Origin of the sequence: Lactococcus sp. UBA7128, assembly GCF_002492185.1 — a bacterium.
Classification (GTDB): Bacteria; Bacillota; Bacilli; order Lactobacillales; family Streptococcaceae; genus Lactococcus; species Lactococcus muris.
Genome location: NZ_DKXK01000001.1, coordinates 1 through 21,514 on the forward strand (window position 1 = coordinate 1; position 21,514 = coordinate 21,514).

The 21,514-nt window shown below is 37.5% G+C and carries 20 protein-coding genes; 14 read left to right on the forward strand and 6 right to left on the reverse strand.

What is annotated here, in order from left to right:
* The first annotated feature begins 85 nt into the window (after positions 1-85).
* The 8 genes from B4H39_RS00005 (at position 86) to B4H39_RS00040 (ending at position 10,405) form a co-directional block, all read left to right on the forward strand.
* Positions 86-1,117 carry a YncE family protein gene (locus tag B4H39_RS00005; protein ID WP_251421054.1) on the forward strand — a complete coding sequence of 344 codons (1,032 nt, stop codon included), beginning with the start codon at positions 86-88 and terminating at the stop codon, positions 1,115-1,117.
* A gap of 102 nt (positions 1,118-1,219) precedes the next feature.
* Complete coding sequence (locus B4H39_RS00010) at positions 1,220-2,845, forward strand: glycoside hydrolase family 13 protein (protein WP_251421052.1); 1,626 nt, start codon at positions 1,220-1,222, stop codon at positions 2,843-2,845.
* Between the two features lie 393 nt (positions 2,846-3,238).
* Positions 3,239-3,763 carry a bifunctional pyr operon transcriptional regulator/uracil phosphoribosyltransferase PyrR gene (gene pyrR, locus B4H39_RS00015; protein ID WP_202230836.1) on the forward strand — a complete coding sequence of 175 codons (525 nt, stop codon included), beginning with the start codon at positions 3,239-3,241 and terminating at the stop codon, positions 3,761-3,763.
* Positions 3,764-3,765: 2 nt separating this feature from the next.
* Positions 3,766-5,052 carry a uracil-xanthine permease family protein gene (locus tag B4H39_RS00020; RefSeq protein WP_394304442.1) on the forward strand — a complete coding sequence of 429 codons (1,287 nt, stop codon included), beginning with the start codon at positions 3,766-3,768 and terminating at the stop codon, positions 5,050-5,052.
* Between the two features lie 113 nt (positions 5,053-5,165).
* The gene (locus tag B4H39_RS00025) at positions 5,166-6,089 is read left to right on the forward strand and encodes an aspartate carbamoyltransferase catalytic subunit (protein ID WP_202230838.1); all 924 of its coding nucleotides are present in this window, start codon (positions 5,166-5,168) and stop codon (positions 6,087-6,089) included.
* A 23-nt stretch (positions 6,090-6,112) separates the two neighbouring features.
* On the forward strand, positions 6,113-7,195 hold the full coding sequence (locus B4H39_RS00030; RefSeq protein WP_202230840.1) for a carbamoyl phosphate synthase small subunit: 1,083 nt from the start codon (positions 6,113-6,115) through the stop codon (positions 7,193-7,195).
* Between the two features lie 537 nt (positions 7,196-7,732).
* Positions 7,733-9,499, forward strand: a complete 1,767-nt coding sequence (locus B4H39_RS00035) for a hypothetical protein (RefSeq protein WP_251421050.1) — start codon at positions 7,733-7,735, stop codon at positions 9,497-9,499.
* Between the two features lie 234 nt (positions 9,500-9,733).
* Positions 9,734-10,405 carry a putative bacteriocin export ABC transporter gene (locus B4H39_RS00040; RefSeq protein ID WP_251421056.1) on the forward strand — a complete coding sequence of 224 codons (672 nt, stop codon included), beginning with the start codon at positions 9,734-9,736 and terminating at the stop codon, positions 10,403-10,405.
* 12 nt (positions 10,406-10,417) lie between these two features.
* Here B4H39_RS00040 and B4H39_RS00045 read toward each other — a convergent pair whose 3' ends face one another.
* A complete protein-coding gene (locus B4H39_RS00045; RefSeq protein WP_277612224.1) occupies positions 10,418-10,549 on the reverse strand; it encodes a hypothetical protein in 132 nt (43 codons plus the stop codon).
* Between the two features lie 19 nt (positions 10,550-10,568).
* Here B4H39_RS00045 and B4H39_RS00050 point away from each other — a divergent pair, with 19 nt between their 5' ends.
* Positions 10,569-11,117 carry a biotin transporter BioY gene (locus B4H39_RS00050; protein WP_251421048.1) on the forward strand — a complete coding sequence of 183 codons (549 nt, stop codon included), beginning with the start codon at positions 10,569-10,571 and terminating at the stop codon, positions 11,115-11,117.
* A 381-nt stretch (positions 11,118-11,498) separates the two neighbouring features.
* Here the strand turns inward: B4H39_RS00050 and B4H39_RS00055 are convergent, their stop codons facing one another.
* The 4 genes from B4H39_RS00055 to queA all read right to left on the reverse strand — a co-directional run bounded on the left by B4H39_RS00055 (position 11,499) and on the right by queA (position 15,190).
* Positions 11,499-12,635 carry a hypothetical protein gene (locus B4H39_RS00055; protein WP_251421046.1) on the reverse strand — a complete coding sequence of 379 codons (1,137 nt, stop codon included), beginning with the start codon at positions 12,633-12,635 and terminating at the stop codon, positions 11,499-11,501.
* Positions 12,636-13,358 carry a YiiX/YebB-like N1pC/P60 family cysteine hydrolase gene (locus B4H39_RS00060; RefSeq protein ID WP_202230848.1) on the reverse strand — a complete coding sequence of 241 codons (723 nt, stop codon included), beginning with the start codon at positions 13,356-13,358 and terminating at the stop codon, positions 12,636-12,638. It lies immediately after the preceding gene.
* Between the two features lie 227 nt (positions 13,359-13,585).
* Entirely contained in the window at positions 13,586-14,161 is a 576-nt protein-coding gene (locus tag B4H39_RS00065) for a hypothetical protein (protein WP_251421044.1), read from the reverse strand.
* Positions 14,162-15,190, reverse strand: coding sequence for a tRNA preQ1(34) S-adenosylmethionine ribosyltransferase-isomerase QueA (gene queA, locus B4H39_RS00070; RefSeq protein ID WP_251421042.1), 1,029 nt, complete (start codon positions 15,188-15,190; stop codon positions 14,162-14,164).
* A gap of 245 nt (positions 15,191-15,435) precedes the next feature.
* Between queA and nagB the strand changes: the two genes are divergently transcribed.
* The gene (gene nagB, locus B4H39_RS00075) at positions 15,436-16,143 is read left to right on the forward strand and encodes a glucosamine-6-phosphate deaminase (RefSeq protein ID WP_251421041.1); all 708 of its coding nucleotides are present in this window, start codon (positions 15,436-15,438) and stop codon (positions 16,141-16,143) included.
* Between the two features lie 136 nt (positions 16,144-16,279).
* Here nagB and B4H39_RS00080 read toward each other — a convergent pair whose 3' ends face one another.
* Positions 16,280-16,888 (reverse strand): TetR/AcrR family transcriptional regulator, encoded by a 609-nt coding sequence (locus B4H39_RS00080; RefSeq protein ID WP_251421039.1) that lies wholly within the window; start codon positions 16,886-16,888, stop codon positions 16,280-16,282.
* A 215-nt stretch (positions 16,889-17,103) separates the two neighbouring features.
* Here B4H39_RS00080 and B4H39_RS00085 point away from each other — a divergent pair, with 215 nt between their 5' ends.
* The 4 genes from B4H39_RS00085 (at position 17,104) to B4H39_RS00100 (ending at position 21,509) form a co-directional block, all read left to right on the forward strand.
* Positions 17,104-18,132: a WxL protein peptidoglycan domain-containing protein gene (locus B4H39_RS00085; RefSeq protein ID WP_251421037.1), complete on the forward strand. Its 1,029-nt coding sequence runs from the start codon at positions 17,104-17,106 to the stop codon at positions 18,130-18,132.
* A 57-nt stretch (positions 18,133-18,189) separates the two neighbouring features.
* Positions 18,190-19,359 carry a DUF916 and DUF3324 domain-containing protein gene (locus B4H39_RS00090; RefSeq protein ID WP_251421035.1) on the forward strand — a complete coding sequence of 390 codons (1,170 nt, stop codon included), beginning with the start codon at positions 18,190-18,192 and terminating at the stop codon, positions 19,357-19,359.
* Between the two features lie 176 nt (positions 19,360-19,535).
* A complete protein-coding gene (locus B4H39_RS00095) occupies positions 19,536-20,447 on the forward strand; it encodes a WxL domain-containing protein (protein ID WP_251421033.1) in 912 nt (303 codons plus the stop codon).
* A gap of 36 nt (positions 20,448-20,483) precedes the next feature.
* On the forward strand, positions 20,484-21,509 hold the full coding sequence (locus B4H39_RS00100; RefSeq protein ID WP_251421031.1) for a WxL domain-containing protein: 1,026 nt from the start codon (positions 20,484-20,486) through the stop codon (positions 21,507-21,509).
* The last annotated feature ends 5 nt before the right edge of the window (positions 21,510-21,514 follow it).

Sequence of the window (21,514 nt, forward strand, 5' to 3'; positions counted from 1 at the left end):
CACTTAAATTATAAATTCAAGCTATAGAGATACCCCTAAAGGTGATCAAAGCTTTAAAACAAGTAAAAAAATTGATTTTTATATCATGTCGTCCAAAAAGATTGTGGGTTTTGAGAAGACTGATGAGGGGGCAAAGAAACGTTCAGAAGACAAAGCAAAGCTAGGAGAAGATACTGCAACCCATAGTCTCCAACCCGCTTCTAAAAATAATCATTTCTTTGTTTTTGAAGATTTCACACCTGGCCCTTTGCCCAGAGGACCACAAACAGTCGTTAGCTTAGATATTGAAAAAGGCAGCTTATCGAAAGCAGAATATCCCGAAGGGCCTATCACAGGTGCAGGATTTGATGGCAAGTTTTACTATCCCATGACCAGTCAACCTGGAGGAGGTTCGGTTCACAAATATGATAAGTCCAAAACACTAAAAAAGCAATTTAAATTCCCAGATACAGCTGGTAATGTGATGCATGCTGCAGCAACGGATGAGAAATATCTTTATGTTTTGAATAATGTGATGAATGAAGGAGATAAATACACACACAATAATCTTGTGACTTTTGATAAAAATAATTTAAAGAAGGTAGATGAAAGATTAATCGCCAATGCAAGTGCTGCTGTAGCAAACTCAGAAGGTTTTCTGGATATGAAATTAATAGGGAATAAATTTTACCTGACAAATACAGGGGACCGCTTGAAAAGCAACCCCTATGAACCCACTTCACAAGATAAATTAGTCATTCTTGATAAAGATAGCTTGGCACGTAAGGAAGTTAGCTTGGGGCAAGCTGAACCTCATAAAATAGCAGTCTCCAATGACGAAAAAACTTTAGCTATAAGTCATACGAATGACAGTTTTGATACATCAATGATAATAAGCTTCTACGACATAGACACCCAAAAAATCAGTCGCTTAGCACTTAATGAATCACTCATGGAGAACTACTCTACAGATGATACACTCATTAATGTTGACTTTGATAAAGACGGCAAAGTTTGGATATTGACTTGGAAAAATCTTCTTGTCTATGATTTGGAAAAGCAAGAAAAAGTTTTCGGGATTGACTTAGCAACATATGACTTGGAATATTCTCACTTGCTGGCTTTGAAGAAAAAGTGAGCAGCCTTTTCGAAAAAATTAATGCTCTCTTTTGTTGCTCATTTTGCTTAAAAATGCTATCATAATTTTAAGCAACCGTTTGCATTAAAAGAGAGGTGAATCATGGATAAACAAAATTGGTGGCAAGAAGCAGTAATATATCAAATCTACCCTCGTAGTTTTCAAGACAGTAATGGTGATGGGATTGGAGATATTAAAGGGATTATTTCTCGTCTAGATTATCTGGAAAAATTAGGCATCACTGGCATTTGGCTTAGCCCAGTTTATAAATCACCTAATGATGATAATGGGTATGATATCTCAGATTATGAATCAATCATGGATGAGTTCGGAACGATGGCAGATATGGAAACATTGATTTCTGAAGCAGAGAAGCGCGGGATTAAGATTATTATGGATCTGGTTGTTAACCATACCAGTGATGAGCATCCATGGTTTATCGAAGCGAGAAAATCTGAAAAAAGTAAATATCGGGACTATTATATTTGGCGAGATGCAGCTGAGGATGGCAGTCTGCCTAACGATTTGAAATCGCTATTTGGGGGATCAGCTTGGCAGTGGGATGAGACAGCAGGCCAATATTACTTACACTTATTTAGCAAAAAGCAACCCGACTTGAACTGGGAAAATGAAGCACTACGTCAGGCAGTTTATGACATGATGAATTTCTGGATAGACAAAGGCATCGGTGGTTTCCGTATGGATGTTATTGATCTTATAGGAAAACAGCCAGATAAGGGCATAACAGGCAATGGACCAAAGCTGCATGATTATTTAAAAGAAATGCACCAAGCAACTTTTGGCGGAAAAAATCTCCTAACGGTGGGAGAGACTTGGGGCGCAACACCTGAAATCGCGAAACAATATTCTAACTCCGCCAACAAAGAACTCTCGATGGTCTTTCAATTTGAACATATCGGCTTAGACGAAGCAGAAGGAAAAAGCAAGTGGGATTTGATTCCGCTAGAGATTTCAAAATTAAAAGAAGTCTTTAGTAAATGGCAAACAGAACTTGGAGATGAAGGCTGGAATTCTCTTTTCTGGAATAATCATGATTTGCCGCGGATTGTCTCACGCTGGGGCAACGATAAAGAATATCGAGTAGAATCTGCTAAAATGCTAGCAATTTTGTTGCACATGATGAAAGGGACACCCTATATCTATCAGGGGGAAGAGATTGGGATGACCAATAGCCCCGTAACTGATATCCAACAAATTGATGATATCGAAAGTCGGAATATGTACTATGAAAGATTGGAGGAAGGCTACAGTAAAGAGGAGATTTTGACTTCAATCAATGCCAAAGGACGTGACAATGCACGTACACCGATGCAGTGGAATGCACAAGATAATGCAGGCTTTACAACAGGCAAGCCTTGGTTAGCTGTGAATCCGAATTATAAGCAAATAAATGTTGAAGCTGCTCTAAAAGATAAAAATTCTATTTTCTATACCTATCAAAAATTGATTGCCCTACGTAAAGAGAACCCTTTAATTATTTGGGGGGAATTTGAACTTTTAACAGAAACAGAAGAAGAAGTTTTTGCTTATGTACGTTCTTACATGGGAGAAAAGTGGCTAATTGTTGCTAATTTTAGTGCGAAGAACAACTCATTTTCAACAGAGGGAACAGTTAAAGAAATTCTTATTCATAACTATTCTGATGGTCAAATAAACTTGAAAGGAAGTACACTCAGACCTTATGAAGCTTTTGTGGTGAAGCTTTGAGTGATATTTAGAATCAATACAGGTGCAGTTTTTATGGAACTATTGAACAATATAGCATAATTTTTCTCGAATACTATGACATGTAGAAGAGAGCGTGTCCTGTATTCTGCAAAAAAGCCGAAAAATGACTTTCTCGACTTTTTAATATATTGTTGATGGCGTAATTTAGAAAAATGATAATTTTCAATGCCTAGGTAGTTTTTCCAAACTTGAAATCATAAATTCTTGCAAAAAAATCAAGGATTTGCTATAATCTCTATAACCTTTAAGTGTGTCCAGAGAGGCAGGCAAGGTCAGAATCTTGAATGAACTTAATTAAAGTATATTATAGAGTATTTTCTGATGCCTTCCCTAGCCCTTGGACTAGGGAATTTTTCTATATTGGAGTGTTTTATGGCAAAAAAAGAAATCATCGATGAAATCACGATGAAACGTGCGATTACACGTATTACCTATGAAATTATTGAACGAAACAAGGAATTAGACAAATTAGTCCTTATCGGAATTAAAACGCGTGGTGTATACTTGGCACAACGTATCCAAGAGCGCTTAACACAATTGGAAAATATTGATATGCCTTTAGGTGAGTTGGATACACGTCCGTTCCGTGATGATAAGAAAGCGACAGAAGATACAACAGAAATCAACGTTGATATTACTGGGAAAGATATTGTGCTGGTGGACGATGTGCTTTATACAGGACGTACAATTCGTGCAGCAATCGATGGCTTAGTAGAACGTGGACGTCCTGCACGTGTGCAGCTTGCGGTGCTTGTCGATCGTGGGCATCGTGAATTGCCAATTCGTGCGGATTATGTTGGAAAAAATATTCCAACAGCTCAAGATGAGGAAATAATTGTGAATATGGCAGAAATAGATGGTGTAGATAGTATCTTGATTAAGAAAGACGAGGCATAAGTGTGGCAAGTAATACAGATATTCTTTTAAAAGTTGATGAAAAGCCAAAAGGCGGTCAATGGTTTGGCTTATCTTTCCAGCATTTATTTGCCATGTTTGGTTCAACGGTTTTGGTTCCAATCCTTGTAGGGATTGATCCAGCCATTGCTTTACTCAGTTCAGGTTTAGGAACCTTGGCTCATATGTCAGTAACACGGTTTAAGGTTCCGGCCTATATGGGTTCTAGCTTTGCCTATATCGGAGCAATGCAGCTTTTAATGAAACAAGGGGGGATGCCAGCCATTGCTCAGGGTGCTTTAACAGGCGGTCTAGTGTATTTACTCGTTGCCCTCATCGTCCGCTTTGCTGGACAGGGCTGGATTGATCGGGTGCTTCCACCAATCGTTGTAGGACCTATCGTTATGGTTATTGGACTTTCACTTGCACCTGTAGCCATCAATGACTCCATGTACACAAATCCTGGAGCGATGACAGGCTATAGCTTACCTTTCTTGATTATCTCGATGATTACCGTCATGGCTATCGTTGTTTTCAGCATCTACGGGAAGGGGTTTCTATCAGTAGTTCCTATTTTGCTCGGGATTGTCACGGGCTATATTGCGGCTATCATTATTGGTAAAATAACAGGGCAAACTATTGTAGATTTTAATAATGTATCACATGCAAACTGGCTGGCACTTCCAGCGATGGAAATTCCCTTTTTAAACTATAAATGGGCTTTTTATCCGTCTGCTATCTTGACAATGGGGCCAATCGCCTTTGTCACAATGACAGAACATTTTGGTCATATCATGGTTTTGAATTCTTTGACAGGCAAAGACTATTTCAAAGATCCAGGACTTGACCGTACTTTAGCTGGTGATGGTGTGGCACAAGTTATTGCCTCAGCCCTTGGGGCGCCGCCAGTTACTTCGTATGGTGAAAACATTGGTGTTATGGCCATTACAAAAATTCACTCAATTTATGTGATTGCAGGTGCGGCAGTCTTGGCTATTGTGGTCAGCTTTGTAGGAAAAATTACAGCCTTGTTGACCTCCATTCCAAGCCCGGTTATTGGTGGTGCTTCAATCGCTCTTTTCGGGGTAATCGCTGCAAGTGGGTTGAAAATCATTGTAGAAAATAAGATTAACTTTGATATCAAACGTAATCTATTAATCTCAAGTGTCGTTTTGGTCATCGGTATTGGTGGTATGGTTCTTGAAATTACGCAAAACTTACAGATTTCATCTGTAGCTATTGCAACAATCATTGGTATTGTGCTGAACCTGGTTTTACCAGAGGAAGCTTAATATAAAGTTTTGCTCCGGGAAACAATAACACTCAGAGCAACTTATCGTCGTTCGTCAACATTTAAAAAAATCGCACTACAGAGAGAGTGCGATGAGGGTAAAGGAGACCTGTAATGTCAGTAACAAATGGTTTAGTGAGCTTGTCGCATTTGACAAGCATGGAAGTTTTATCAACAGAAGAAGTAATGGGCTTAATCAAACGTGCTTCTGAGTTTAAAAAAGGGACAGCGAAATTTGAAAACGAGCGTCAAATTTTCACTTCCAATCTTTTTTTTGAAAACAGCACGCGGACGCACAACTCTTTCCATATCGCAGAGCGTAAACTTGGATTAGACGTGCTGGAGTTTGATGTAGGCACAAGTGCACTTAGTAAAGGGGAAACGTTGTATGACACTATTTTAACACTAGATGCACTTGGCGTGGAAGTCTGTGTCATTCGCTCATCTGAAGAACAATACTATGAACAGTTGATTCAATCCGACAGTATTAGCTGTGCGATTGTGAACGGCGGAGACGGCAGTGGTCAGCATCCTAGCCAATGTTTGCTTGATTTGATGACGATTTATGAAGAATTTGGTAAATTTGAAGGACTAAAGATTGCCATCTCTGGTGATTTGACGCACTCTCGCGTTGCTAAGTCAAATATGATGATGCTCAATAGGCTAGGGGCACAACTTTATTTCACGGGTCCTGAAAAGTGGTACAACGAAGAAGAATTTGGTGCCTACGGCACCTATGCCAATCTTGATGATATCTTGCCGGAGCTGGATGTGCACATGTTACTTCGTGTACAGTACGAACGTCACACTGCTGGAGATATCATTTCAAAAGAAGATTACCATGAACGTTATGGCTTGACAGTAGAACGTGCGAAACAGCTTCGTGATACAGCAATTATCATGCACCCAGCACCGGTTAATCGTGATGTTGAGATAGCTGATAGTCTAGTTGAGTGCGCGAAGAGTCGCATTGTTCAACAAATGACAAATGGCGTTTATACACGTATGGCCATTTTGGAGGCTGTATTGCGTAACTGAGCGAGGAATTATCGGAGGAATCTATGAAGCGACTGTTAATATTGGAAGATGGGACTATCTTTGAGGGAGAATCAATTGGTGCCAACACGGATATAACGGGGGAACTCGTCTTTAGCACAGGCATGACAGGCTATCAAGAATCCATTACTGATCAATCTTACAATGGACAGATTTTGACTTTTACCTATCCATTGGTGGGGAATTATGGCATCAACCGAGACGACTATGAATCCATTCATCCAAGCTGTAAGGCAATTGTTGTCAGTGAAGCAGCACGTCGTCCTTCCAACTGGAGACTTCAGATGTCCTTGGATGAATTTTTGAAAGCCAAAAATATTCCAGGAATCACTGGAGTTGACACACGGGCACTCACAAAAATTATTCGTCAGCACGGAACTATGAAAGCAGCCTTGGTCAATACCAAAGATGATCTTGAACATCAGATGAGTCAACTTAAAGCAACTGTTTTACCCAATAATCAAGTGGAGAAAAGCAGCACTTTAACACCTTATTCCTCGCCAAACACAGGAAGAAAGGTGGTAGTTGTTGACTTTGGGCTTAAACATTCAATCTTGCGAGAACTCTCAAAGCGCAATTGTGATATTACAGTTGTTCCTTATAACACAGAAGCAGAAGAAATCTTGGCTATGCATCCAGATGGTGTCTTGCTGAGTAATGGTCCTGGGGATCCAACGGATGTCCCACAGGCTGTGGAGATGATTCAGCGTATTCAGGGGGAACTTCCTATTTTTGGGATTTGCTTGGGCCATCAACTTTTCAGTTTGGCCAATGGAGCAAGGACCTATAAGATGAAGTTCGGGCACCGTGGCTTCAATCATGCGGTGAAAGAAATTGCGACTGGAAGAATTGACTTTACCAGTCAAAATCATGGTTATGCTGTATCAGCCGAAGATTTGCCCGAAGATTTATTGATTACTCATGTGGAAATCAATGACAAATCGGTTGAAGGTATCCGTCATAAGCGCCATTCAGCATTTTCGGTTCAATTTCATCCTGATGCCGCGCCTGGACCACATGATGCCAGCTATTTATTTGATGACTTTATGGACATGATAGATGAATATCGGAAGGGAAAAGCGGTTTGAACAGTAACTGCTAAAAAACAGCAATAAATGTTAAAAAGAAAAAATGGAGTCGAAAGTTTCATCGATTTCATTTTTTTGTTAGCGTTTGCATTATGATTACATATGTGTTACTATGAGGATGAATAGATAATTTAAAGAAAAGCGTTATATGATTACCAGAGAAGACCTAAGAGCAAGAGACAAAAAAGAGCTTTATTCACAACTTTAATTCTTAGTCTGTTTCTCGTTCAAACGCTAGCATTTGCAGCTATCCATACTAAATTTGGAGTTTATTGGGTAACTTCATCCATTTATCCCAACACGGCCTGGGGGAACAGAACTGCAACGACCCAATATACGAACTACTCTTTTTCACATACGGGCTGGGCTAGAGTAGGTAATGCTTATAATGGAGGCGGAAATTCTTGGGTGACACCTAAAAAAACTTCTGTTACTTGGGTAAAAGGCGCATGGAACGGCGCCTACAACGGTGGACCAATCGCACCTGGAGGAAAAGTGTAATCAATCAAATTTAGATTTGTGGGGTAAACTATACAGATGCTGAGTAAACTTTTAAAAGGAATGATTCTGGCTTTATATGTAACGATGAGTTTATCGTTGGCTTTTATGATTAAAAATGATTGGGTAGATAACCAAATCAAGAAAGAATACAATCTGAATGGCTATGAAGAGTTTTATGTTAGCTCTGTTCCAAGTTCAAAGGGAAACTATCAAGATATAGTAAATACTATTGAGAGAGTATCAAAAGAAAGTGATACTCTCTTTTGTATTAGAACATCTTATATTGGAGTTGTACATGATGACAAGGGAAAGGCAGATTTTTTGTCAAATATATCTAGAATTACCTTCTATGGATTAGCACATGAAGACAAGAAATTATCAGCACATGGTGTAACTTCTTTTATTAACTATAAAAATTTTAGCAGTTTGAGCTTTGAAGAATTTCACGAAGGGAGCTTTCTTTATAAGTCAGCAGATTCGGGGAAAAGTAAGTTTATGACTAATTTATCTCAGACATTAAGTCAAAAATATGGCATTGAGATTACGCCAGAGGCTTTAGAAAAAAATCCCTCTGATTTTTCTAAAAGCCCTCCCCTAATCTTAACCAATGACAATTTGAGCATTGTTATTACTGTTTCGCTAATCTTTTATTTTATATTTTTATTTGTTTGGCTGGCTGAAAATAATAAGAAAATAGCTGTTTATAAACTTAGTGGTTTTGAGAATATTGATATAGCTAATTTTATCTTTATAAAAAAGATGGTTGGGGTATTTGCCACAACGTACGCAGTGGCAACAATTTTTATTTTAAAAAAATTTAGTTTTGATTATGCTAAAGTTAGTCTATTAATCTTTATGATAAGTGCGGTCATAACTTTATTTGCAGTATGGATTGTGGCTAGAGTGTCTATTGTTAATCAAGTCAATAATAAATCATTCTTTAAATATAGTCATATCTTTCTTTACCTTGTAAAAACGATAATCTTCGCCATAAGTCTCTCCACTCTCTCGGGTTTGGTCACTCTCGTTCACCAGTCGCTAGACTTAAGTAAAACAGAACTCTCTGATTATGGCGCCTTATATGCACCAATGATTGGCTTTAAAGAAAATCTAGCTGAACCAACTTATTATAATAAATTGATACGCATACAAGAAGAGTTAGGTGGAATCCATGCTTCCGAAAATAACTTGTCTTCACAAATAGGTTTAGAAAGTCTTAGAACGACAGATGTTAATATAAACTACTTAAAAAAACATCCTATCCTAGACAAGCATAACCAACCCATAAATATTTCTCGTGAAGAAGGAAATATGGTTCTTTTAATCGCAGATAAGTTCATGAAAACAAGCGATATAAAAAATAAAATAGCGAATACATTTAAATCGCGGCCCGGTTTTACCTCTTCGATAAAATTTTATGACATTAAGGAGGATCAGAGAGTAACTGTATATGCGGATAAGATAAAAAAAGTTTCAGCTGATATTGTTATCGTGTATACACCAGAGAATAATACGGGAGAAAATCTTGTTCCCTCTTTAGAAAATCCCTATGCGATGTTAATCCCCTTAACAGAACCGAAAGAAAGTATTTATAAAAAGTTAAGACATGCTTTAGAAGAAGATGCTCACCTTTCTATGTATCCATCATTTATTAATGCAAAAGATATAAAGAAAACCACCTTATTACTGACGGTAGGTAATCCAATCAATTACTTTTTTATCAATTTATTTTCGGTAATATTATTTGCCTGCATGATAATTTCTACAGTAGTTTTTTATGTCATAACATACAGAAAAAAATAGGCGTATATCGTTCACTGGGATGTTCTTGGATAAGAACTTATCTCCCACTCGTCGCCTTAATTGTTCTTCAATATATTATTGGTTTTGTAAATGCTAAAATGAATGGAGCAGATCAAACGCTCATAGAGCTGCTCATGATCTATATTATTATGGAGCTCGCTATAGTCACAGGAATATTGAAAAGAACAGAGAAAAAAGATTTATTGAATATCCTCAAAGGAGAGTAAACACATGCTGATAGAAATAAAAGATATGGAAAAGAGCTATGGTGCAAAAATACTTTTTGATAAAATTAATGTACAAATTCCAGAAAAACAATTAGTTGTAGTTTATGGTCCCAGTGGGTCAGGCAAGTCCACACTTTTGAATATTATCGGCATGATTGATGACTATGACAAAGGAAGTTATTATTTGTTTGGAAAATTCGCTCCAATCGTAAACAGTAAAAAGTCATTGCTGTATCGTCGGAATAAAATTTCTTATTTATTTCAAAACTTTGCATTGATTGAAGATGAGAATATCGAGCAAAATTTGAAGGCAGCTTTATTTTATACTCAGCTGTCTTCTAAAAAGAAAAGAGAAAAAATAAGAGAAGTTTTAAATCAGGTCAACATAGACCAACCCTTAAAAACAAAAGTATTTCGTTTATCTGGCGGTGAAAAGCAAAGAGTTGCCTTAGCTAGAGCCTTGCTAAAAAAGAGCGAGCTAATCTTAGCAGATGAACCTACAGGTTCTTTGGATATAGAAAATCGAAATATAATGTTAAAATTACTAAGTGATGAAGTAACAAAAGGGAAAACAGTGATAATAGTGACTCACGATCCTTTTATACGAAAAATTAGTGATTATGTCATCGAATTAGATGGCAAAGGTTCTATCGTAACTTCTGGTCCCATTACTAATTGAAGAAAATTTCAACTATTCAATAATGACTATACCAGCTTTTTGAGCATCCAAGCAGAGGCTTATTTTAGCCAGATTGGAAATTGTGAGACTAAAAACATATCGTTTCTTGAAACCAGGTGTAAAAGCTGATATAATTTTACTCATAAAACAAAAAGGACTTTTTATGAAGATTTCTAAAACTTATTCTATTACTCTTATTGCCTTAGGAGCAGCAATTATTGCAGTGCTTTCTCCTCTGGCTATTCCTGCAGGGATTGTACCTATTACGCTTCAAACATTAGCCGTTGGGCTCGTTGCAACTTTGCTGCAGCCACGTGAGAGTTTTTTTGCATTGCTTATCTATCTCGTGTTAGGAGCGGTAGGTTTACCTGTTTATGCAGGGGGAGCTTCAGGGATTGGTGCTTTATTTGGACCAACAGGTGGATTTTTATTCTCCTTTGTAATAGTTGCACCTCTCCTTTCGTATTTTTTACAAAAGACTGAACGAAAATTTTTCTCCATTTTACTGACAAACCTTCTTGCTCAGTTTTTGATCCTTGTTCTCGGTACTGTGTGGCTGAAATTCTTTATCGGCGCATCTTGGGGAACAGCCTTTGGCATGGGCTTTGCACCTTTTATTCTTGGAGCTATTATTAAGGCGATTATTGTGGCAGCAGTTGGTGTTGCGCTCCTCGATATCCTTTTCAAAACGAACCCTTATTTTTCGAAATAATAATAGATAAAAGTTTTCCAATTCTTGGGAAGTTGTTTAGTATTTACCAAGTGTTCTTGATTTTTGAGTAGCTTAGTCCTAACGGAAGGAACTTATAAAAAACTATACAATTTGAAATAAAATTATAAGCAGCTGAATGAAAAGAGTTCAGCTGCTTTTTTATACTTAGGGTTTCATATTTTGTGTCTTAAGCGATTTTAGAAATACTGCGCGCGACGAATGAGAGCCTCTATATAATCTTTGTTACGAGACTGCCTGCTAGCGAGAATTACTACTTGGGGCAAAAACTTACTAGAGAAGATTAAGAAATGCACTAGCCAAGCGACAGAGTTCAAGAGGAGAGAGCAAAAATAATCCAGATATTATAGTCTGATTGTGGCATCATTTTGTCCAAACATGTAAGGGAGTTTCTGTATTATCATTAAAAATTTTTGTTTCAGATAATAATGTTTTATTATCTAAATCATAAAGGAGTACTGAATTTCCTGCTAAAATAATTAGTTTATTGTCTTTTGTAGTATTTAAAGTCCAAATATTACTCTCCTCATAAATTTTAGAATTTAATATATCACTAACATCAACAAAATAGTTTTCGTTATTTTTGGTATTTATAACTGAAAAACCTGATTTTTGTAGCATATTAGGTTCGTGTACAGTTATCAAGTAGTTTTCAGATTTACTTTTATAAATAAGATTGGGATAATTTTCTTTTAATGTGATAAAGCTTTTTTCATTGTTCTTCAAATCAAATTTCATGATTCTATTATCAGGTGTAACTTCGAAAGTTTTCCTGTTACGACGAGAGGTAACAGGCGAATATAAATTTTCTTCAATTTTTTCTAAAGAAGTAAAATCATAGAGATATTCACTATTGTCATCTATATTCTGTTTTTCAAGTACTTTTAGATTGTTTCCATCATTGAAAGTATATAAAGAACTTTCAAATATTTTGCTTTTTTGATTTTCTTGTGTGATTATCATGTACAATTTTCCCTTGCTACCAGTAAATTGTGTAGAGGGTAACGCTGATGAAGTAAACTTATACGAATCAATTTCTTTTCCATTTTTGTCAAAAGAGTAGAGAAAACCATCATCTCCTGTTGCTTGGAAAGTATAGTAATAATCAGTAGTGGAACCTGCACCTGTATAAGCATACTTATTTGAGCTACGTTTAACTACTTCTCCCTTTTCAAAGTCTATTGATAAGATATTTTCATTCTTTTTAGCACTTTTAGAATGTCCTTCTGAAAAAATCAGATATCTATTTTGAATTTCTCCTTTTGAAAACCAACCATTTACATCTTCTGCAATAGCTAATTTGTCAGTATGAAGTAATTTTGGTGTATTATTTTCAACTTTATATGATTTGATATTGTTATTGGATACGATGTAGAAATCAGCATTGCTTGCAATTTTAAAGTTAGCTTCTTTGTTATTGAAAAATAAGATTTTGATTCCCAGAACCACTGCGGCTAAACATGATAAAAGAAGTAAAGAATTAAATATTTTTTTCTTCATTTATTTATTCCTGTAGATTAAAACTGTAAGTGGATTTGAGACAAATTCGCCTGGGTGCACTGCCCAAGCAGAACCGATATTATTATCAGTCTTATCTAAATTTACTCTTGCAGTGTAATAATATGCAGCCCAAACTAATTGAGAGCAGTAAAAACTATTTTTTTGTTTAATATTCCAAAAGTTTAAATTATAAGGCTTTCCAACCTGTTGACCAGCCCACTTTCCTGCATTATAATCTTGTGCGATACTTGTTTTTTTGACTCCCATCTGCCATACTCTGTTATTTCTAAATTTCGTTCCCCAATCTCCACTTGCCAGCCTAACTTTTTTACCAACACCTTCTGCTTCGGCAACCACATATTTTTTTTGTGGTGCAACAATCCCTGCATGCCACGAATTTGTTATTAATAGACTAGAACCTGCATCTGTTACAGCTATTACCCCATCACGCCAACTCCAAGCCCCATATGCTGAACGAGCGGTAGCTTTTTCATCAGCTACAACGGAAGCTGCATCGCCATATGCGGCATATTCTTGTTCTTTTTGCCGCATGCCATCCATAATTTCTTGTTGCTGTTTGGTTAATTTTTGTAAAGCTACTGCATTGGTGGAAGTATCTACTTCATCAGTTTGAACAGCTTTTACTGTTGCTGGAGCTATCGCTGACAGAAAAGCAGCTGAAGCTAGGCAATGAATAATAGTTTTCTTTAAAATTTTGTGCATGTGTTTCCCCTCTTTTCAGAAATAAAATTTTTTCTGGTTGAACAACCCTACAATAATTAAAAGCGCTTTCAATTTTATTATAACAGAAAAAGAAGTGATAAAATCACAGATCTTTAAATATTGTTGAATTGTAGGCAATGTGTAAAAATTTACAATTTTACTTATCTTAACACTCTCAATAAAAAGTTTTCTACTACTGATTGAGGCTACTTAAAAAGTCGAGAAATTCATTTTTCTCGACTTTTTATTATTTCTTGAAAAATAGTTTTGTTAACAGTTTGGGAACTTTCAGCAACCCGATAAAGAGCATTGCGCTGCAATAACTGTATTTTAGGCAGAGGATACTGTCCATCTTTAAGACAAGTACTGATTAGCTTATTAGGGTCAAAGTCAATATCATCAGGAGGAAAGGAAATTAAACTTGAACCGAGATAGTCTTTAGTCGTGAGACTCCCGTCTTCTATATGATAAGTTTTTGCCTGGGGCAGGCCATTATTAAAGAAGGCGATAACAGCATTGTAAGCGACTTTTTTAGTTAAAGCTGATCGTTTATCCTTATAGCGAAGCAGTGCGCTGAGGAGGAACTCCTGAGCTTCTAGGGGTGTTAGGTGCGGTTGATAATGGATTTGTACAAGGATTTCTTCGGTTATCTTATGGAAACCGGTAATTCCTACTAAAAAGCCATTTGGACTTACATAAAATTTTTTGAAATGTGTGCGGATAGCTTGTCCATTTTCTGTAATCTGTCCATCTGAAAGAATAGAAATAAAATCCTTAGTGAGTGCTAAATTAAGAAAACTCATTTATTTCACGAACATGGCATCCCCGAAACTGAAGAAGCGATAATGCTCATCAATTGCATGCTGATAAGCTTCTAGGATAAATTCTTGACCTGCAAAAGCAGAGACTAGCATAACGAGCGTAGATTTTGGCAAGTGGAAGTTTGTGTTAAAAGCATCAACTACTTTCCATTGATAACCGGGTTTGATAAAGATATCTGTCCAGCCAGAATCTGCTTGGATGTCTCCATTAAATTTTGTCCCAATCGTTTCTAAAGTACGGATAGAGGTTGTGCCACAAGCAATCACACGATGCCCAGAAGCTTTGACAGCACGAAGTGTTTCAGCAGCTTCTTCAGACAGTTGGTAGAATTCACTATGCATATGGTGTTCTTCAATATTATCAACGCTCACTGGTCGGAAAGTTCCCAAGCCTACATGTAAGGTAAGTTCCACAACATGAACACCTTTGGCACGAATTTTATCTAATAACTCAGGTGTGTAGTGCAAACCAGCAGTTGGTGCAGCAGCAGATCCATTTTCTTTTGCAAAGACGGTTTGATAACGTTCTTTATCTTCTAATTTTTCATGGATATAAGGTGGAAGTGGCATTTCACCTAAGCTCTCTAGCACTTCAAGGAAGATACCAGCGTAACTAAATTCAACGATACGTCCGCCATGTTCCAATTCTTCAACAACGGTTGCTTTTAAGCGGCCATCACCGAAAGAAAGCTCTTGCCCAATACGCATACGTTTTGCAGGCTTAGCTAAAGTTTCCCAGCGATCTCCTTCTGTATTTTTGAGCAGGAGAAGTTCAACGTGCCCATGAGTTTCAGGCTTGATACCATGGAGACGTGCAGGGAGAACGCGTGTATTATTAAGTACGAGTGCATCTCCGGGATTAAGCTCATCCACAATATCGTAGAAGTGCTTGTCTTCCATAGAATGACTTTCCTTATCAAGTACTAGGAGACGTGATTCAGAACGTTTTTCAAGTGGTGTTTGTGCGATGAGTTCTTCTGGTAAATTAAAGTCAAAATCATTAATATTCAAAATATATTTTCCTTGTCATTTATAAAAGTTAAAACTTTCAAGACAGCCTTTCTTATTTGGGAGAGAGGATGACATACTCCACCTTTCATCTTCATGAGATATGAAATATGCAGCTGTTTCATATTATACCACTTTTAGAAAAGTTTTCTTTTGAAAAATTATTTAAAAACATAATTTTATTGTTGACAAGGAAATGAATTAAGTTTATAATGTGTATATACCAATTCGGAAAAGGAGACTCTCTCATGAAAGTTATCACTGTTAAAAATCAACTTGAAGGTGCAAAAGTCGGCTTTGACTTACTCAAAGAAGCTATGGACAATGGTGCTAAAACCTTAGGTCTTGCTACGGGGTCAACGCCAGTTGAATTTTATAATCAAATTGTTAAATCGGATCTGGATTTTTCAGATATGACCTCAGTAAACTTGGATGAGTATGTTGGACTTGATGGCTCTGATGAACAATCTTATCATTACTTCATGAACAAGCATCTTTTTAACGAAAAACCTTTCAAAGAAAACTTTTTACCAAATGGTAAAGCATTAGACTTGGAAGCGGAAGCGAAAGCCTATGATCAAATCATTGCTGAGCATCCTATTGATTTCCAAATTCTTGGTATTGGTCAAAATGGTCACATCGGTTTCAATGAACCAGGAACTTCATTTGAAGAAACAACACACGTGGTTGACCTCCAAGAAAGTACAATCAAAGCAAATGCACGTTTCTTCAAACATGAGGAAGATGTGCCACGTAAAGCTATATCTATGGGGATTGCTTCAATCATGACAGCTAAATCTATCGTTTTGATGGCTTACGGTGAATCAAAAGCAGAAGCAATCAAAGGTATGGTTGAAGGTAAAATCACGGAAGCTATGCCAGCATCAATCCTGCAAAAACATGCAGATGTTGTTGTTATTGCTGATGAGGCGGCAGTCGGTTTGCTGAGCAAATAATATATAAATAATGAGAGATAGAGTACTCTGACGCGTAAAATAACCTTATATTTTGCGCGATTTTTTATAAAGAAATAGGTGAAGAAAAAGCAGATTTTACTGGTGAAATCTGCTTTTTCTTCACCTAACAGAACATTTATGACTTTATATTAACACCTAAAACAGTCAAATGACCATTGGAAATCAATTTAACAATGAGATGCGCAAAATCACTTGATTTCATAGTACTTGACGAAGAAACCCACCATTTAAGTGTTCCAGCCAAGATAGAAGTAATATAGCTGATGACAAAATCACTAGGCACTCGTACATCATGTTCACGAATTTCCAGCTTATCGAAAAGCTCGGTATAACGCTCGGTTAATATCTCGATAAAGCGATTAATAATCGTTTGGTCCTGTGATTTATCAATCACAATCTGGGCTACCTCTGGATTTTGACGTACAAAATCGTAGAAGCGCGCCAACATCTCCTCGATATCGTTGACATAAACATCAGTGCCATCCACGGGATTTTGCTCGTCTAAAATTTTGATAAAGTCCAGTATAAAAGTGTCAATCAAACTGTCATAAAGATCTTGCTTGTCGGCATAATGGGCATAAAAAGTTGCTCGATTAATCATTGCAGCATCAGCAATTTCTTGAATAGAAATTTTTTCAAATTTTTTATTTCTTAATAAAGAAAAGAAAGCTTGTGTAATCATTTTTCGTGTTCTTAAGACACGTAAATCATTTATTTTAGCCATGTTAGTACATTTCCCCTTTACTTGTATCTTAAACAACAAAAATAACCTATTTGTTGTATATTATAGCCTCTTACAGTAATTTTTGCTGCTGTGAACTGTGTCAAATATTCTTGTCATTAATCATAATAGAAGGGTTTGAGTAATTGTTTTGTTATAATATAAATTAAATATTAAAAAAAGATACATTAAAGAAATTTTCGAGCGGGATTGACAAGATGAAAAAGATTGTTCTGTTAATTTTAGGATGTGCAATGCTAGTCCTGGCACCAAAAGCTGAAGCTGAGGAAGGACTTGATAATCAGGCAATGGATTTTAGTGCCCAAGCTATACCAAGCGAAGCCCAGAAGCAAAACAGGAAAGATTTATCTTACTGGTGGTTGGATATTAGCGATGAAAAAGAGTTCGTCCTCTACATTGAAATCACCAATGGTAAAGTTGAAAATACTTTTGATATATCTGCAAATCAAGCAATAACTAATGAAAATTTAGTTATTGACTACAGTTTAGAGAACAGGGAAAGTCAAGAATATTTGTATAGAGCGCCTTCTTTTGATTTTTACAAGAATGTGAAAATCGGAGAAGAGGGAACAAGAGAGAAAATAAAAGTTACTCTCGCACCGTATGAAAGAAGGCGTATCCCTATCACAATTTCTCTTTCTCAAGAGCTATCAGGTCAAGCTATAGGTGGTATTAATGTAAGTCGTCATACTAAGGAAGCAGAACGTACAGGGGGGATTCTCAATGTTTATAATAGAGCTTTTGCATTAGTGCTAGATACTGGAGAAGTACAAGCTTCCTCTTTAAAACTTTCTTTGGGTAAGTTAGAAGTCGCTGCACAAACATTACAGTTGATTAATCCTAATCACCGAATTCTTTCTGGTATTAGTGTGGATGCGGTGATTACTGCTGATTCAGGCGAAAAAGTTTCCGAACTTAAGACCAGACAAGGTGTTATTGTACCACAAGCAAAAATTACCCTTCCTTTGAATAATGAAAAACGGCTTGAACGAGGAGAGGAGTATAAGTTAAGTATGCGTGTGAAAATCCCAGAAGAGGAGAAGGAGCAAAGAATTGAATACACTTTAATAGTCGATAATGAAGATAATATAACAGCAGAACCAGTTCATGACCAGCCCCAAATTACGAAAATCTTTGTGATTGCAGCAAGTATTTTTTTCATTATCAGTTTGTTTTCCTTTGCTGTGTTTAAAGGGAGAAAAAAACAAACTGATAACTCAATGTAGAAGTACTGGTCTGTTATGAGACTGCACTTTTATAAAATGACGAATATGGAGATAGATGTGAAAAAATTTTTTATAGTTAGCATATCGCTGTTGATGACTTTAGGGATAATATTACCGAGAGACAGTGTGAAAGCAAGTCAGCTTGGATTTTCAGCCACGGCGAATGTTAAAGACCTAGATAATCGCGCAAGTGAGCATTCTTTTTTTGACCTTATTTTAGAGCCTGGGGAGAAGCAAACCGTTACAGTGACACTGAAAAATGATACTAATCGTGAGATGACGATAGAGCAAGATGTTACCTCTGCTACAACCAATATTAATGGTGTTGTTGAATATTCGCCTAACGACATTGAACCAGACGAGTCACTGAGGTTCAATTATGACGATTTGATTAATGCTGAGCGTGAAATTACCTTACCAGCGCATTCTGAAAAGACGGTTAATATTGAACTAGAAATGCCTAATGAGAAATTTGATGGTCAACTTGTCGGGGGTCTTACTTATCGTGAGAAAATCAAAGAGGAGGAAGTAGTCCCTTCAGATCAGGAAGGGCTTGCTGTGACAAATCGTTTTGCCTTCGTGATAGCACTCTTGATGCGTCAAAATAAAAATACAGTTGAGCCAGATTTAAAGTTGCATAATGTAGCTCCTGGACAAGTCAATTATCGCAATGTCATTAATGTCAACTTACAAAATCCTAAAATGACTTTTCTTAATCGAATGCATGTGAACGCCAAAGTACAAGGTATTGACAATCCCGACATTGTATATTCTGTCAATCAAGACCGTATGCAAATGGCTCCCAATACCAACTTTGATTTTCCGATTTCACTAGAGGGAGATCGCTTGCGACCTGGGCGGTACCTGATGACTATGACTGTAAATGGTACCAAAGATGATCAGGGGGATTACACAGCTACAAACAGAGAAGGAGAGGAGGTTACCTATCGTCATGAGTGGAGGTTTGAGCGCGAATTTACCATTACTGGAGCACAAGCCGATGACTTCAACGAACGTGATGTGACGATTGAGCCGGAGAATCGTTCATGGTTGAAATGGTTAATTATAGGCTTACTTCTTCTCTTGATATTATTGCTTATCTGGTTCATACTTTGGAAACGTCGTAAGAAGAAAGAAGAAGAGGAAAAAGCTAAGAAAGAGGCTGAAATTGCAGCACTTAGAGCACAGCTAGAAAATCAAGAGCTTCCTAAAATTCCAAAAGAATAATATTGTATACAATAAAAAATTAATAGTCTCGCATCCTCTACAGCAGGGGATTTCTATCTGTCACTAGAGAATATTCGAGGCTTATTATTTTGCCAAACTATTAAGAAATGTTAAGATATAGTTAATTGTATGTAAAAATAATTTTACATCTGCGGAATAAAAAGGAGGTTTTTGTAATGTTAGTTACATTATTGAAATCAACGATTTTGGTATTGCTAACTTTATCAATAAATACGACAGTTCCTCCAGCAGTTGCTACGACTTTGCCAGGAGCAGGAAGTACAACCAATACTGCAAAGATTATCTTTGAGAAAGATGATTTAATCGTTGGACCTGTTGATCCAGACAATCCTTATCAACCGATTATCCCAGAACAGCCTGGACAACCGACAGGTGGGCTACTTTCGATTGACTTTGTATCAAATCTTTACTTTGGACAAGGTTCTATTGATCGCATAGATCGTACCTACTATGCCCGTCCTATGCTTGCTACAATTTCCAAGAAGAATGGGAAAAAGGCGCAACAAGAGTTTTTTCCAAACTTTGTGCAGATAACAGATAGACGCCCTGATGTGGAAGGATGGATGTTGAGTGTCAGACAAGATGTGCAGTTTCGCTGGGTAGGGGCTTCACCTGATGTTACTGGTGAAGCAGAGGGAAGACCAGGAGACTTCTTAGCTGGTGCAAGACTCACTTTTTCACATGGACGTACAACAACTGGACACAATAGACCGGATGAGACTGTTCCGAATTATGCAGGCGGGGTGTCAACCATCCTAGTTCCGGGAGTTCTTTCTGCTCCAGTGCTTTCTGCGAATACGGGTCAAGGTAAAGGGACGTGGCATTATGCTGTGGGAAATCCCCTTCCACCAGAGATTACAGAGGACATGTTAGATGAAATAGAGGAAGGGGGAGGCGACTTCAGTAAGTTTATTGAAGCAGGCTATTATGACAACTATAGGATGGACAAGGGGCAAGCCCCTCGTTTTGGGCCAATTACTCTCCATGTGCCACGTATAACAGCACAACGTTCTGCCGGCTACCAGAGTTTATTCACATGGACACTTTCTGACGTACCTAGAAACTAAGAAGTAGCAGTGAAAATGATAAGAGAAGGAAGAACTATGAATAAAAAGATTCTCAAATATACTGTACTAGCATTAACAGTAATAATGGTGGCAGTGCATTCCGTGACAGTTTTGGCAGAGAACTCTGCATTGCCCAATTATCGTTCGTGGGGAGCCATTCAGTTCGCGCCAGGGAGTGGTCAAGTAGGACCAGTTGATCCAGACTTACCCACTTCACCAATAGAACCTGTTATTCCGCCAGGAATGCCTGCTCCACAACCAGGTACTCCTGGAGCATTATCAATTGATTTTGTTTCAGGTATTGTTTTTGGCCAAGGTGATGTTTCTACAAAAAAAAGAGTTTACTATGCTCGGCCCTTTCCAGCACATCGTCTTGATGAGGAAGGAAATAATATAGGAGAAGCCTTTGAACTTTTTCCAAACTTTGCACAAGTGACTGATCGGCGAGGAGAGGTTGAACAAGGTGGCTGGACACTTTCTGTGAGGCAAGCTCATCAGTTTATGTGGACTGCTCTTCTTGGCAATCCACCAGAGGAAACGACTGCTCAGGCTGGTGATTTTCTGATTGGTGCAGAGTTGAAATTTACCAGTGGCCATACTAGTGCTGATGCACCAGACCTATGGGTCGAGCCAAGCGAAGTAATCCCTAGTATCACACTTAATAATCGCTTTCAACCTGTCATCGTTGCTCATCCAGGCGAAGGTTTGATGACTTGGCATTACTCTGTAGGAACGGTAAGTGATTTAGCAGAATATACAGAAGAGTTTGCTCGTCCTTCCTTAGATGAAAACGGTGCCCCCATACTTGATGACGATGGAAATACCATCTATGAGACTGTGACGGATATTCCCGATGACAAACTTGAAAATCATCTTCCCGATTTATTTGAAAAAGGGTATTACGATATCTTTCGGATGGGGATTGGTGGAGGAGGTGAGTCTGGGAATCGCCCGCGTTTTGGTCCTATATCTCTCATGATTCCTGGTTCAACAGTACAGCGTTCGGCATCCTATATGACGTACCTGGAGTGGCAGCTTTCCCTTACCCCTGGAAATCCTTAAGACTT

Bases quoted from the DNA above. Each gene is read 5' to 3' on its own strand.
- B4H39_RS00045 (WP_277612224.1), bottom strand. From the start codon at position 10,549: ATGAGTAAAATTATATCAGCTTTTACACCTGGTTTCAAGAAACGATAT.
- B4H39_RS00035 (WP_251421050.1), top strand. From the start codon at position 7,733: ATGCTGAGTAAACTTTTAAAAGGAATGATTCTGGCTTTATATGTAACG.
- B4H39_RS00085 (WP_251421037.1), top strand. From the start codon at position 17,104: ATGAAAAAGATTGTTCTGTTAATTTTAGGATGTGCAATGCTAGTCCTG.
- B4H39_RS00095 (WP_251421033.1), top strand. From the start codon at position 19,536: ATGTTAGTTACATTATTGAAATCAACGATTTTGGTATTGCTAACTTTA.
- B4H39_RS00055 (WP_251421046.1), bottom strand. From the start codon at position 12,635: ATGAAGAAAAAAATATTTAATTCTTTACTTCTTTTATCATGTTTAGCC.
- B4H39_RS00030 (WP_202230840.1), top strand. From the start codon at position 6,113: ATGAAGCGACTGTTAATATTGGAAGATGGGACTATCTTTGAGGGAGAA.
- B4H39_RS00080 (WP_251421039.1), bottom strand. From the start codon at position 16,888: ATGGCTAAAATAAATGATTTACGTGTCTTAAGAACACGAAAAATGATT.
- B4H39_RS00025 (WP_202230838.1), top strand. From the start codon at position 5,166: ATGTCAGTAACAAATGGTTTAGTGAGCTTGTCGCATTTGACAAGCATG.
- B4H39_RS00050 (WP_251421048.1), top strand. From the start codon at position 10,569: ATGAAGATTTCTAAAACTTATTCTATTACTCTTATTGCCTTAGGAGCA.
- B4H39_RS00065 (WP_251421044.1), bottom strand. From the start codon at position 14,161: ATGAGTTTTCTTAATTTAGCACTCACTAAGGATTTTATTTCTATTCTT.
- pyrR (WP_202230836.1), top strand. From the start codon at position 3,239: ATGGCAAAAAAAGAAATCATCGATGAAATCACGATGAAACGTGCGATT.
- B4H39_RS00100 (WP_251421031.1), top strand. From the start codon at position 20,484: ATGAATAAAAAGATTCTCAAATATACTGTACTAGCATTAACAGTAATA.
- B4H39_RS00010 (WP_251421052.1), top strand. From the start codon at position 1,220: ATGGATAAACAAAATTGGTGGCAAGAAGCAGTAATATATCAAATCTAC.
- B4H39_RS00005 (WP_251421054.1), top strand. From the start codon at position 86: ATGTCGTCCAAAAAGATTGTGGGTTTTGAGAAGACTGATGAGGGGGCA.
- B4H39_RS00060 (WP_202230848.1), bottom strand. From the start codon at position 13,358: ATGCACAAAATTTTAAAGAAAACTATTATTCATTGCCTAGCTTCAGCT.
- nagB (WP_251421041.1), top strand. From the start codon at position 15,436: ATGAAAGTTATCACTGTTAAAAATCAACTTGAAGGTGCAAAAGTCGGC.